General features: G+C 49.0%; 11 protein-coding genes. 5 read left to right on the top strand and 6 right to left on the bottom strand.

Annotation, left to right across the window (positions count from 1 at the left end):
* The first annotated feature begins 1 nt into the window (after position 1).
* A complete protein-coding gene (glnG, locus tag ACQKDS_RS18615; protein WP_399673510.1) occupies positions 2–1414 on the top strand; it encodes a nitrogen regulation protein NR(I) in 1413 nt (470 codons plus the stop codon).
* 85 nt (positions 1415–1499) lie between these two features.
* On the opposite strand, the gene hemN is transcribed toward glnG, so the two are convergent.
* Complete coding sequence (hemN, locus tag ACQKDS_RS18610) at positions 1500–2873, bottom strand: oxygen-independent coproporphyrinogen III oxidase (protein WP_399673512.1); 1374 nt, start codon at positions 2871–2873, stop codon at positions 1500–1502.
* 307 nt (positions 2874–3180) lie between these two features.
* Positions 3181–3720, bottom strand: a complete 540-nt coding sequence (gene yihI, locus ACQKDS_RS18605; protein WP_399673514.1) for a Der GTPase-activating protein YihI — start codon at positions 3718–3720, stop codon at positions 3181–3183.
* Positions 3721–4587: 867 nt separating this feature from the next.
* On the opposite strand from yihI, the gene yihA reads away from it, so the two are divergent.
* Complete coding sequence (gene yihA / locus ACQKDS_RS18600) at positions 4588–5238, top strand: ribosome biogenesis GTP-binding protein YihA/YsxC (protein WP_399673516.1); 651 nt, start codon at positions 4588–4590, stop codon at positions 5236–5238.
* A gap of 627 nt (positions 5239–5865) precedes the next feature.
* Here yihA and polA read toward each other — a convergent pair.
* The gene (polA, locus tag ACQKDS_RS18595; protein ID WP_399673518.1) at positions 5866–8667 is read right to left on the bottom strand and encodes a DNA polymerase I; all 2802 of its coding nucleotides are present in this window, start codon (positions 8665–8667) and stop codon (positions 5866–5868) included.
* Positions 8668–9163: 496 nt separating this feature from the next.
* Here polA and ACQKDS_RS18590 point away from each other — a divergent pair, with 496 nt between their 5' ends.
* Positions 9164–10057 carry an acyltransferase gene (locus ACQKDS_RS18590; protein ID WP_399673520.1) on the top strand — a complete coding sequence of 298 codons (894 nt, stop codon included), beginning with the start codon at positions 9164–9166 and terminating at the stop codon, positions 10055–10057.
* Positions 10058–10108: 51 nt separating this feature from the next.
* Here the strand turns inward: ACQKDS_RS18590 and dsbA are convergent, their stop codons facing one another.
* The 3 genes from dsbA to ACQKDS_RS18575 form a co-directional block, all read right to left on the bottom strand.
* Positions 10109–10732: a thiol:disulfide interchange protein DsbA gene (gene dsbA / locus ACQKDS_RS18585; RefSeq protein ID WP_399673521.1), complete on the bottom strand. Its 624-nt coding sequence runs from the start codon at positions 10730–10732 to the stop codon at positions 10109–10111.
* A 29-nt stretch (positions 10733–10761) separates the two neighbouring features.
* Positions 10762–11748 carry a serine/threonine protein kinase gene (locus ACQKDS_RS18580; RefSeq protein WP_399673523.1) on the bottom strand — a complete coding sequence of 329 codons (987 nt, stop codon included), beginning with the start codon at positions 11746–11748 and terminating at the stop codon, positions 10762–10764.
* An 81-nt stretch (positions 11749–11829) separates the two neighbouring features.
* Positions 11830–12099 (bottom strand): YihD family protein, encoded by a 270-nt coding sequence (locus ACQKDS_RS18575; protein WP_399673525.1) that lies wholly within the window; start codon positions 12097–12099, stop codon positions 11830–11832.
* A gap of 151 nt (positions 12100–12250) precedes the next feature.
* On the opposite strand from ACQKDS_RS18575, the gene mobA reads away from it, so the two are divergent.
* Positions 12251–12838 carry a molybdenum cofactor guanylyltransferase MobA gene (mobA, locus tag ACQKDS_RS18570; protein ID WP_399673527.1) on the top strand — a complete coding sequence of 196 codons (588 nt, stop codon included), beginning with the start codon at positions 12251–12253 and terminating at the stop codon, positions 12836–12838.
* Positions 12835–13350 carry a molybdopterin-guanine dinucleotide biosynthesis protein MobB gene (mobB, locus tag ACQKDS_RS18565; protein ID WP_399673529.1) on the top strand — a complete coding sequence of 172 codons (516 nt, stop codon included), beginning with the start codon at positions 12835–12837 and terminating at the stop codon, positions 13348–13350. The genes mobA and mobB overlap by 4 nt, the downstream gene beginning before the upstream one ends.
* Positions 13351–13491: the final 141 nt, after the last annotated feature.

Below are 13491 nucleotides of genomic sequence, written 5' to 3'. Positions count from 1 at the left end.
TATGCAACGAGGGATAGTCTGGATCGTCGATGACGATAGCTCCATCCGCTGGGTGCTTGAACGTGCGCTCACGGGGGCGGGGGTAAACTGTGCAACCTTCGAAAATGGCAACGATGTACTGGAAGCCTTAGCCACGCAAACTCCCGATGTGTTGCTATCCGATATCCGCATGCCCGGTATGGATGGTTTAGCGTTACTCAAACAAATTAAGCAGCGGCATCCGATGTTACCGGTCATCATTATGACCGCCCATTCAGATTTAGATGCCGCTGTCAGCGCTTATCAACAAGGGGCATTCGACTATTTGCCGAAGCCGTTCGATATTGATGAAGCGGTCGCGTTGGTAGAACGCGCCATCAGCCATTATCAAGAACAACAGCAACCCGCACGTAGCCAGCCTGCCAACGGCCCAACCGCCGATATTATTGGCGAAGCGCCCGCGATGCAGGACGTGTTCCGTATCATCGGCCGCCTATCGCGTTCGTCTATCAGCGTGTTGATTAACGGGGAATCGGGTACGGGCAAAGAGTTGGTAGCACATGCCTTACACCGTCACAGCCCACGCGCCAAATCCCCCTTTATTGCGTTAAATATGGCGGCAATTCCTAAAGATTTGATTGAGTCTGAACTGTTCGGTCATGAAAAAGGCGCTTTCACGGGGGCCAATCAGATCCGCCAAGGTCGTTTTGAACAGGCCGACGGCGGTACGTTGTTCTTAGATGAAATTGGCGATATGCCGCTGGATGTGCAAACACGCTTATTGCGGGTGTTGGCAGATGGTCAATTCTATCGTGTTGGCGGTTATGCGCCGGTGAAAGTCGATGTGCGCATCATTGCGGCCACGCACCAAAACCTGGAGCTGCGCGTACAGGAAGGGAAGTTCCGCGAGGATTTGTTTCATCGCCTGAACGTCATTCGCGTCCATCTGCCGCCGCTGCGCGAGCGGCGCGAAGATATTCCGCGTTTGGCGCGCTACTTCCTGCAAGTGGCAGCCAAAGAGCTGGGCGTTGAAGCGAAAAACCTGCATCCAGAGACGGAAACCGCCCTGACCCGTCTGCCGTGGCCGGGTAACGTCCGTCAATTAGAGAATACCTGCCGCTGGCTAACGGTGATGGCTGCCGGGCAAGAAGTGTTGGTGCAAGATTTACCGAGCGAGTTGTTTGAAGCAGCCGCCCCCGAAACCCATCATCACGACTTACCCGACAGTTGGGCCGCACTGCTGGCACAGTGGGCCGATCACGCGCTGCGTTCCGGTCATCAAAACCTGCTCTCAGAAGCACAGCCGGAAATGGAGCGTACCCTGCTCACCACCGCGCTACGCCACACTCAAGGACACAAGCAGGAAGCCGCACGTTTACTGGGTTGGGGGCGTAATACGCTGACGCGTAAATTGAAAGAGTTGGGAATGGAGTAATGTCCACGTCGGCATAACACCAACCAAACCGCCGCCATATTAGGCGGCGGTTTGATGAAATATAGAAAAGGGCAGTTATTTCAGCTTAGATCACCCGCGAGAATTGCTGGGCCCGCGCCTGTTTGCGCAAGTACACATCGAAGCACATACAAATATTACGGATCAGTAAGCGGCCGCGCGGTGTCACACGAATTCCCTGCAGATCGCGCTCCACCAGCCCATCACGTTCAAACGGCGCTAACAGTTGCAGGTCTTCTGCAAAATAGTCCGCAAACACGATACCGTATTGCCGCTCCAGCAATTGATAATCTAACGCAAAGTTGCAGATCAGCGTTTTAATCACATCACGGCGCAAACAATCATCTTCCGTCATTGCCAGACCACGCCACAACGCATTACCCTGCTGCTCAACGCTGCTGTAATACACCTTCAGCTCTTTTTGGTTCTGCGCGTAGCTATCACCTAACATGCTGATAGCAGATACCCCCAAGCCGAGCAGATCGCTATCACCTTGGGTGGTATATCCTTGGAAGTTTCGATGCAGCTTGCCTTCACGCTGCGCCACCGCCAACTCATCATCAGGCCGGGCAAAATGGTCCATGCCAATAAACTGATAGCCAGACTGCGTCAACGAGGCGATGGTTTGCTGCAAAATATCTAACTTTTGCTGCGCACTGGGCAAATCGGCGTCTTTGATTTTACGCTGGGCCGCAAACAGGCTCGGCAAATGCGCATAATTGAAGACGCTGAGCCTGTCGGGATTAAGCTCCGCTACCCGCTCAAGGGTAAAAGCAAAACTTTCTGGCGTTTGTTTCGGTAAGCCATAAATCAGATCGATATTGGTAGAATTGAAGCCTAACGCTTTCGCGCGCGCTATCAGCGCAAAAATAAACGCTTCATCCTGCTCTCGATTGACCAATCGCTGCACGTCTTTATTGAAGTCTTGTACGCCCATACTCAAGCGATTGAAGCCTTCGCTACGCAAGTGATCGAGGACATCCAGCTCAATCTCGCGCGGGTCAACTTCGATCGACATTTCCGCATCCGGCAGAAAATCAAAATGCTGCCGCAGCATGGCCATCAGCCGACTGATTTGCGCTTTACTGAGGTAGGTTGGCGTCCCACCGCCCCAATGCATCTGGCTTACCTGACGACCAACAAACAACGGTGCCCGAACGGCAATCTCGCGTGCCAATGCCGTCAAGTATTCATCTGCTTTGTGTGTTTGTCGCGTCACTAACTTATTACAGCCGCAGAAATAGCAAAGCTTATGGCAAAACGGGATATGTACATACAGCGAGAGTGGGCGCTCAGGATAACGCGTGGCGGCACGTTGAAACGCCGTCTCATCGTAGTTCTGATTAAATTCCAGAGCGGTGGGGTATGAGGTATAACGCGGGCCTGAATAGTTATATTTTTGGATTAGGGCCAAATCCCAGACAATCGCCGGTGCTGACATTACTGACTCCTTCCGTACTTCCCCTGTATCTTTTGAGCTGCAGGGGGTTGGCTGCCTTCGCTCCCCCCAGCCACTGGGCTTACCAAACGACTGGGGCGTTGCTTCGTTGCCGCCTACCTGCAACTTAATATCTTCTGGGGCGACATTTTTTGCCGGGCCGGGAAAGGGGCATAGTTTTACGCTGTCTGGCCGCGGAAGCGTTGCGAAAGCGCGCTTTGCGCCTCGACAACTGCCATAGTTTACCGAATAACCACAGCAGATAACATGTTAACAGTAAGGCTATTACCAAGATCGGCCACATGGCGCGTCAAAATACGTCTTTCGGGTTACCGCTTTTCAACAACTTCAAGATATCTTCCTGTTTCTCTTCTTCGATATCGTCTTCGTCGTCACCTAGCTCTATGCCAAGTTGTTCCATTAATGCATCGATACGATCTAAGGTTTGATCGACATAAGCCTGATCATCAGCACTCAACGTTTCGCCATCTTCAATGCGATCCAACAGCGCATCCAGACGTTCGTCATTTTCCAGCTTCGCCAGTTCTTCTTCTGGTGACAGACGTGGTTTGGCTTCGGCCTTTGGTTTAGTTTGCGGTTTGGCTTTTGCTTTACTTTCCACCAGTAAGGGCACCGGCGTTTTGCTACCGATACGCGGATCTTTTACATCCGACGATGACTGATTCTTCTGCTTACCATTCTCGACTTGGGTGCGTGATCCGGAAGCCAGACCACGACGTTTTTTAAGACGCTTACGTTCGCGAGCTTCTTGATCGAGTTCGACACGGCTTTTCTTTTTACTTTTTGACGTTGCCGCTTTTCCGCGGGGTGCTTTAGATGACTGGTTCATCGCGTTATGCTCTTGAGTATGTAGATTCAGTATATACCCGTCATACTTCAAGTTGCATGTGTGTTGGCTACGCTCATTCACCCGAATTACTTACCAGAGTAAGCTCATCGGGATTCACTTCCTTGCCGCCTTCCTGCAACTCGAATTATTTAGGGTATAAGATGCTATACGATTGCGCGGAATCTAGCAGAAAGCAGACAAATAAAAAAGGCGACAGGTTAAACCTGCCGCCTATTTCACACCTTCATCTGAAGGATATTCCTGCTACGCGCTCCGTGCGCACACTCAACATCCCGGTTTTTCCATCTGCTTTAATCGCAATCCCTGCAACGTTGTCCTTCATCCTGAAAGAAAAAATCATCCTTGGGCGCAATCCTTTCGCTTCCACTCATCCTGAGTGCGCATCTTGCGAGCATCCTATTGCTATTACTTCACCATCCGTGTGCTGTTAGCCATTTCCTTTACTAACAGGCAATTCCATCTGAAGTCATCCTGGCACTCATCGCACATCCGGTGCGTTCCTTGAGATTTATCGCTCTTCCCGAGCGTTCCTGAATCCTTCGCGTCCTGCGATGGAGATACTTTACGCTATTGGCGACGTTACTCAAGATACTCACCACCGCGCGATCGCATTGTTTTCGTTTCCCTATAAACAATACATTGTTTTATATACAAAAGAATATTTCACACTTTCGAATAAAGCGTGATTTCCCCTTGTTCGAATGGTCAATGTCTCACACGATACATCTAGCATGGCAGCTAATTACCGCCGCTCAACCGCTTAAAAACGAGAAAGCGACCCATTTTTGCGCTGATGCAGTTATAATCGCCCACCAGAAAGCCATCCTCATTCGGAGACGAAAAATTTTGACCAGCAAGAATTACAATTACCACATGACCCATTTCGTCACCAGCGCGCCTGATATTCGCCACCTGCCGGCGGATGCGGGTATTGAGGTGGCATTTGCCGGCCGTTCCAACGCTGGAAAATCTAGTGCGCTGAATACCCTGACCAACCAAAAAAGTCTGGCGCGTACCAGTAAAACGCCTGGCCGTACCCAATTGATTAACCTGTTCGAAGTGGAAGACGGCATTCGCCTGGTTGACCTACCCGGTTATGGCTATGCTGAAGTGCCAGAAGAAATGAAGCGTAAATGGCAGCGCGCCTTGGGCGAATATCTGCAAATGCGCAATTGCCTTAAGGGGTTGGTGGTGTTGATGGATATCCGCCATCCGCTTAAAGATCTCGATCAGCAAATGATTCAGTGGGCAGTGGATGTCGGCACCCCGGTCTTGGTGCTGCTGACCAAAGCAGACAAACTTGCTTCTGGCGCGCGCAAGGCGCAAGTCAGCATGGTGCGTGAAGCCGTATTGGCCTTTATGGGGGATATTCAGGTAGAACCGTTCTCTTCACCGAAGAAAATGGGGGTTGATAAGCTCAGCCAGAAATTGAACACCTGGTTCAACGAGATCCCGCCGGAAGTTTTACCGGAAGAAGATGAGATCGGCGGCGAATAGCGCTCACCATAACGATAAAAAAGTGTCCACAGTGTGGGCTCTTTTTTTATCTTTGCGGCCTAGCACTCTGTTATCTAATTACAGTTTTGACCACGCTTTATCAGAAGGCTTATGCCCTCATTGCGCCAATGATGTGAACAGAATAGACAGATAAGACGTTTCAATAGCGCAAAACCTAAAGAAACAGGGACAATCGAGGGTTAGCTATTGTTTTGACAATAAAAAACGCCCCAGTCAAAACTGACTGGGGCGGCTAATATTCAGCCAAATCCGATTACGTGAAGTAAAAGGTCTGAAAGATAGAACATCTTACCTCTGTACCCTACGCCTGTAACTCTACATCATTTTTTCGCAGGGAAAAAGAATTTTTTGTAGTTTACTTACACAATTCATGCCCTAATAACGCTGAAATTGCGGAAACTATCACCGGATAATGTAGCTAAATTACGAAAACTGCTTGGGTTTTCACCACGGGTTTATTCGCGCATCGGTATATACCCAAGATAATTCGAGTTGCTTGTAGGGGGCAACTGAATGAGTCCCTGGGAGCATAGCCAACTATGTTGCCTGGGTGAAGGAAGGCAGCCAACACCCAAGCAACGTGAAGTATGAAGGGTAAACCCTCAATCAGTGGGCTTCATCCCAGTTTTTACCTACGCCAATATCCACCTTCAGCGGCACCGCCAGTTCCATACTGCCTTCCATTAACTCACGAATCCGCTGGCTGGCATCATCAATAACTGACTCATGCACTTCAAATACCAATTCATCGTGTACCTGCATAATCATCCTTACCAACGGCTGTTCCTCGGCTTGTAACCAAGCATCCACCGCAATCATGGCACGTTTGATGATATCGGCGGCCGTACCCTGCATTGGGGCGTTAATCGCTGCACGCTCCGCAGCCTTACGCCGCATACCGTTACTGGAACGAACATCTGGCAAATACAGACGACGGCCATCCAACGTACTGACAAAGCCTTGTTCCGATGCCTGCTGACGCGTGCGCTCCATATACGCCAATACGCCAGGATAGCGTTCAAAATACAGATCCATATAACGTTGCGCTTCACCCCGCGCGAGCCCAAGCTGACGCGCCAATCCGAATGCGCTCATGCCATAAATCAGGCCAAAGTTAATCGCCTTCGCGCTGCGCCGCTGTTCGTTAGTGACTTTATCCAACGGCAGGCCAAAGACTTCCGCCGCAGTGGCACGGTGAATATCTTTACCGGCGGCAAACGCATTCAGTAGCCCCTGATCTTGCGACAGGTGCGCCATGATACGTAATTCAATCTGCGAATAGTCAGCCGCCATTATGCGATAGCCTTCCGGCACGATAAACGCCTGCCGGATGCGCCGCCCTTCATCATTTCGAACCGGGATGTTTTGCAGGTTCGGATCGCTGGACGACAGACGCCCCGTGGCCGTTACCGCCTGATGATAAGATGTGTGCACACGCCCACTGGCCGGATTAATCATCAGTGGCAGCTTATCCGTGTAGGTGGATTTCAATTTAGCCAATCCGCGATATTCGAGGATCACTTTTGGCAATGGATAATCCAATGCCAATTCTGCCAGCACTTCCTCATTGGTCGATGGCGCGCCACCTGGCGTTTTCTTCAAAATCGGCAACTTCTGCTTTTCATATAAAATTGCCTGCAATTGCTTGGTCGATGCCAGATTAAAAGGCTCACCCGCTAATTCATGCGCTGCCGTTTCCAGCTCGCCAAGACGTTTGGTCAACTCTTTGGAGTGCGCCGCCAGAATGTGCTGGTCGATCAATACTCCGGTGCGCTCAATATGCGATAGCACCGGCAGCAATGGCATTTCAATCTCACTAAAGACTTTGCGTTGCCCCGCGCTTTCTTTCAACGTTGGCCACATCGCCAAATGCAGTTGCAGCGTGACGTCAGCATCTTCCGCTGCATATGGTGCCGCTTGCTCCAGCGCAATCTGGTTAAACGTCAGTTGATTTTTACCTTTGCCGGCAATGTCTTCAAAGGTGATAGTTTTGTGGCCAAGATAGCGATCGGACAGACTGTCCATATCATGGCGGCCACTAACACTGTCCAGTACGTAGGACTCCAGCATGGTGTCATAAGCGATACCGCGCAAATCGATGTCATAGCGTGCCAACAGGCTCTTATCAAACTTGAGGTTCTGACCCACCTTCAATGCTTTTTCATCTTCCAGCAACGGTTTCAGCGTTTCCAATACGTAAGCGCGATCCAATTGCGTAGGAGCATCTAGATAATCATGTGCAACCGGCAAATAAGCCGCCACGCCCGGTTCAGTCGCAAATGATAAGCCGATCAGATTAGCCGTCAGCGTATCCAAACCGTCCGTTTCAGTATCAAAAGCAAATACCTCAGCCTGCTTCAAACGCGTCAGCCACTCTGCAAACGTGCTTTCTTCTAAAATAGTGACGTAACCCGCCTGCGACAGCTTGGCTTCAGCGATCGCTTTTGGCGTTTCAGTCGTTATATTAGAGGGCTTAGGCCCATTGGCCACTTTCGCACCATTGCCTTTTTTGTTCTGCAACCACGTGCCAGCTTCTACGTCCGCCAGCCAGCGCTTGAATTCATAGTGTTTGAACAACTGCTGCAGTTGGTCGGCATCTTGTTCGGCAACGGTCAGATCTGCACAGGTGATATCCAACTCAACATCGGTCTTGATGGTCGCCAGTTGATATGAGAGATACGCCACCTCTTTGTTTTGCTCCAGCTTGGCAGCCATCGTTTTGGCACCACGGAAAGTTAAGGTTGCGATACTGTCTAGGTTGGCATACAGCGTATCCAGTCCACCCAAACCTTGTAACAGTGCCTGTGCGGTCTTCTCACCCACCCCAGGAACGCCCGGAATGTTATCCGAGGAGTCACCCATGAGTGCGAGGAAATCAATAATCAGCTCGGGCGGAACACCGTATTTATCACACACCTCCTGCGGGCCAAGAATGGTGTTGTTCATGGTATTTATCAAGGTGACGTTCGGCGTAACCAACTGCGCCATGTCTTTATCCCCGGTACTGATCAATACCGTGTGACCCGCCTTTTCAGCTTCCAGCGCCAAGGTGCCAATCACGTCATCGGCTTCAACGCCCGGTGTGACCAAAAGGGGTAATCCCATGGCTTTCACCATGCGGTGTAACGGCTCTATTTGCGCACGCAAATCATCAGGCATTGGCGGGCGATGCGATTTATATTCGGCAAATAACTCATCACGGAAAGTTTTACCTTTGGCATCAAACACCACGGCCACATGGCTCGGCGTATACTGCAAAAGCAGACTACGCAACATGTTTAGCACACCGTACATCGCACCGGTTGGTTCTCCAGCGGAGTTAGTCAGCGGCGGGAAGGCGTGATAGGCGCGATAGAGGTAAGAGGAACCGTCTATCAGGATCAATGGGTTTTCTGCAATCTGGGCCATAGCGTTTCTTTTTTCGTGAGAGGACTGCACTAAGGATGCCATAGCTAACCGCTAGAGACGAACCTTAGCGTGCATTACAACTAAAAATGATCGGATTTTGCAAAGCGATCCGCAAGATCTTGCTTGTGGATAACTTTGTGCATAGAAAATGTTCGTGGATTATAACACTAGGTTTATGACTACAGGTTTGATTAAAATTTCCATTTAAATCATAAGGCTAAAAGTCACGTTAACGTGACAGGATATTAATTGGCATTTTTAAATTTTGTGGATATAACTGACGTGCGGTGTTCATCGCATCTTTAATCAAATTTTTCCCCTCAATTACCCTAGCACATGGTGAGAAAGTTGCACGAAAAGCCAGCAAAAAACGGTCTTTCGGCCAGAATAAACACGGCATTTTTATAAACGGTTTCTTTGCTTTGTTTCTGGTAACATCCGTGCTCGCCCCAGCCGGGACCGGTACTGAAACCTCCTTTAACCGTTAACCACTTTTATGCCAACAATGCTTTCCCCTGTTATTTTTATATTTTCCGTCATAATGACGATTCTACTGACGGCATGTTGCTCCACTCCGATCGTGCTGGCCGGTATTGTAAAATTCATATTGCCCATACCCGTTATAAGACAGCGTATTTCTATTTTTGCTGACTTTATGATGTGGTGCTGGTGCCAAGGGTTAGCAGCGTTATTGCATGTGAACGGGCAATTAGAATGGGATAGTGAAGGACTTGAAGAGCTGAGCCGAAAGAACGGATATCTGCTGATCGGTAACCACCAAAGTTGGGCCGATATTGTCGTTCTCTGCGTTTTATTCCGCCATCGAATTCCGATGAATAAGTACTTTCTTAAACAATCTCTTATTTGGGTTCCCTTTGTCGGTCTAGCCTGCTGGGCTCTCGATATGCCGTTCATGAAACGCTATTCACGCGCCTATTTACTCAAGCACCCAGAAAAAAACGGCAAGGATATTGAAACGACCCGGCGTTCCTGCGAAAAGTTTCGTCAGCGGCCAACCACTATCGTCAATTTTGTTGAAGGTACGCGCTTCACCGAAGCCAAAAAGATAAAAAATCATTCACCCTATCGCAATTTACTGGCACCAAAAGCCGCAGGTATTGCCTTTACATTGAGTGTGTTAGGTAATCAGTGTGATCGCATAATAAACGTTACGCTGCATTATCCAAACAATCGCGATCGGCCTTTCTTGGATATGTTATGTGGACGATTAAAGCGCATCGTAATACGTATTGAGTTGCTGCCAATCGATGAGTCTTTGAAAGGGGATTACTTTAATGATAAGCAGTTCAAACGACAATTCCAGCAATGGCTGAATACGCTGTGGCAGGAGAAAGATCGATTATTGGATAAAATCAAACGTCAATATTAATAAAAACGCCAGGTTAACCGGCGTTTTTATTATCTACTACAATGTTAACGCTTATTTTTGCTCGCTCAAATGTTTGACGACGTCAGCAAACTGCTTCACGTACGCGTCCATTGAACTGGTATCTAAGCCGTCATTTTTAATCATGTATTTGCCGTTAACAAATACTGCAGGTACGCCACGCAATTGCAGATCCTCGGCGGCTTTTTCCTGCTGAACAACCAAAGATTTAACCACGAAACTGTTCAGCGCCGCATCATAATCTTCCGCACTCACACCCGCTTTTACGAACACGTTGCGAATATCATCTGGCGTTTGTAAGGTTTGCGTTTTCTGCACCGCTTCAAACATTGGCTTGGTGATCTTATCTTCCACACCCAGCGCCATCGCAACCGCCCACGCTTGGGTCAGCTGTTTGCCCATTGGCCCCAAGAACTCGACGTGATATTTGGTCATTTTGGTGCCCGCAGGCAGCGCTTTTTTCACCGCTTCAGAAACGTGATAAACCTCTTCAAACTGATAGCAATGTGGGCAGTAAAACGAGAAGAACTCCAGCACCTGCGGCTCGCCGGTCACCGGCTTATCCAAGGTGATATATTGAGTGCCATCGCTAAACTGTGCCGCTGAGGCACTGAATGCCATCACCATGCCAACGAGTGCCAACCATATTTTCTTCATAAGAACAAACTCTCCATTGTGTTAAAGCTTCAATACATTGGCATCAGCTGCAGAGGAGGCTCCTGCAACAGCTTAACCTGTTCAGCAAATGCCGCAGTCTGAGATAACCAAAAATCAGACTCCGCCATCCACGGAAAACTTCTTGGAAACGCCGGATCCTGCCAACGGCGAGCAACCCATGCCAGGTAATACACCATTCGCATTGCCCGCAAAGGTTCGATTAACGCTAACTCGCTTTGATCGAACTCGGCAAACTCACCGTACGCTTCCAACAAAATATCTAGTTGCATCAGTTGATCACGGCGTTCACCGTGCAGCAACATCCACAAATCCTGCACCGCAGGCCCATTGCGCGCATCATCCAGATCGACAAATAGCGGCCCATCACGCCACAAAATGTTGCCTGGATGGCAATCACCGTGCAAGCGTAGCGGTTGCCAATCACAATGCCAACGTTGTTTGATAGCAGAGATTAAGCTATCCGTCGCAGTAAGGAAACGATCGCTCAACGCTTTTGGCACAAGTTGGCACGTTGCCAACACCTCACGTGGCCCAGTGAGATACTCTTCTATACCGATAGTTGGGCGGTCAACAAACGGCTTCTCGCCGCCCACTTGATGAATACGCCCCAAAAACCGACCGACCCACTCCAATTGATCCAAATTATCTATTTCATACTGCCGACCACCCACGCTAGGGAATACGGTAAAGAAAAAACCGCCGTAGGTATGTAGCGTTTGCTCTTGCAAGACGATCGGTGCCACCACAGGGATTTCAGCAGCGGCCAAGTCGTGCGCAAACAGGTGTTCTTCGGTAATTTGTGCCGCACTCCAGCGTTCTGGACGATAAAACTTCGCTACGTAGCGTTTACGATCCTCATCCATAAACTGATAGACGCGATTTTCATAACTATTCAACGCCGTCAGACCGGAATCAACACGCAGGCCAACCCCGTCCAGGGCATCCATAATCAGATCGGGAGAAAGGGTGTCAAAATTAAACGCAGAGTTGTTCATAACAACATTCATTTTAGCTGAGCGGCAACACTGTGCCGAAAATAAAAAAGAGTCGCATCGATCATATACACTGCGCCAAAACTAGTCCTTTAAGACACCGCGAGCGCGCAATAGTGCCGTTTTGAAATCCTCTTCGTAGTCTTTCTTTAAGCCAGGAATTTGTTCAGTGCCCGCGCTGCCACGCATCTTTAGATGATAGATCAAGATATCATCACTCAGATCGGCTAATTCACCCTGGAAACCCGCTTCCTGTGCTAGTTTCTGTAAAAACTGAATCAGATTAAGGTCTGGATCTTCCTGCCAAACAGGGTGAAGTAACTCAATCAACTCGTTTACACGATGCGTTTTCATCTTAAATTCGTCCAGTGAAATGGAATAAACCCACAAAGTATCAGGCTTGCTTACTCAGTGAAAGGAAGAGCTTGTCAATAAAGGTAAATCCTGCTGTATGAACGGCTTTAGCGCTACAATCAGGCATGCGTTTTTTGGTGGGGTGAACATTATGCATGCAAAAATAACCGGCGTTATTTTGGCTGGAGGGCAAGCTACTCGCATGGGTGGTGAAGATAAAGGTTTGATTCAGATCGGCGGAAAGGCGTTGTATCAATATACGCTCGCTCGCTTAAAGCCGCAGGTAGGCAATGTACTGATCAGTGCAAACCGTAACCTGGATGAATATCGGCGAAGTGGTTTGCCCGTGATTAGCGATCTTTCTGCTGGCTTCGCAGGCCCCCTTGCCGGCATGTTGGCAGGTTTACAGTACGCAACGACAGATTGGGTGGTGTTCGTTCCCTGCGATGTCCCTGACTTTCCTGATACCTTAGTCGCGCATTTATGGCGGGGTAAACACGGTGCTTTAGCAGCCTACGCGAGCGATGGTGAACGTGCTCATCCAACGCTGGCGTTACTGCATAACAGCTTGGCTCCGCGTTTGGTTGACTATTTAGCACGAGGAGAACGTAAGTTGATGCATTTTCTCAATGAGGTCGATGGTAAACAGATAGAATTCGTTGATCGTCCGTCAGCGTTTCATAATTTGAATACGCCTGATGATTGTCTGAATTGGCAACGAAAAAGAGATCACCAATGATTAAACCTCGCACGCCACTATTGGCCATCGCCGCCTATAGCGGTACGGGTAAAACTACGTTACTCAAACAGGTTATTCCTCTATTGAAACAGCAGCAAATACGCGTTGGCCTGATTAAACATACTCATCATGATATGGATGTCGATACACCCGGCAAAGACAGTTACGCGTTACGCAAGGCAGGTGCAGACCAAACGTTGGTCGCCAGCGATCGACGCTGGGCGCTAATGACAGAGACGCCCGAGCAACCCTCATTAGATCTGGTCTATCTGGCCAGTAGATTTGATCACAGTAAAGTAGATGTGATTTTAGTGGAAGGCTTCAAACACGAACAAATAAGCAAAATTGTTCTGTTTAGGGCTGAAATGGGTAGGCCACTAAAAAATATGCTAGATGAATATGTTATTGCCATCGCCAGCGATGAGCGACATGCTGATTTCGCTGGCTGCCAGTTAGATATTAACGATCCACAGGGTATCGCTGATTTTATTGCCAAGTGGCTGAAGCGTTAATAACAAAGAGACAGAGTTCGCTGTGTTATTTATTTTTTTAATAAATAACGCAAAAAGCCCCATGCTTTCGCATGAGGCTTTCTACTTTATTTGATGCCTGGCAGTGTCCTACTCTCGCATGGGGAGACCCCACACTACCAT

Source organism: Serratia sp. NPDC078593, from assembly GCF_050268245.1.
Taxonomy (GTDB): domain Bacteria; phylum Pseudomonadota; class Gammaproteobacteria; order Enterobacterales; family Enterobacteriaceae; genus JBNNGK01.
This window is presented reverse-complemented; position numbering and strand designations above follow the sequence as displayed.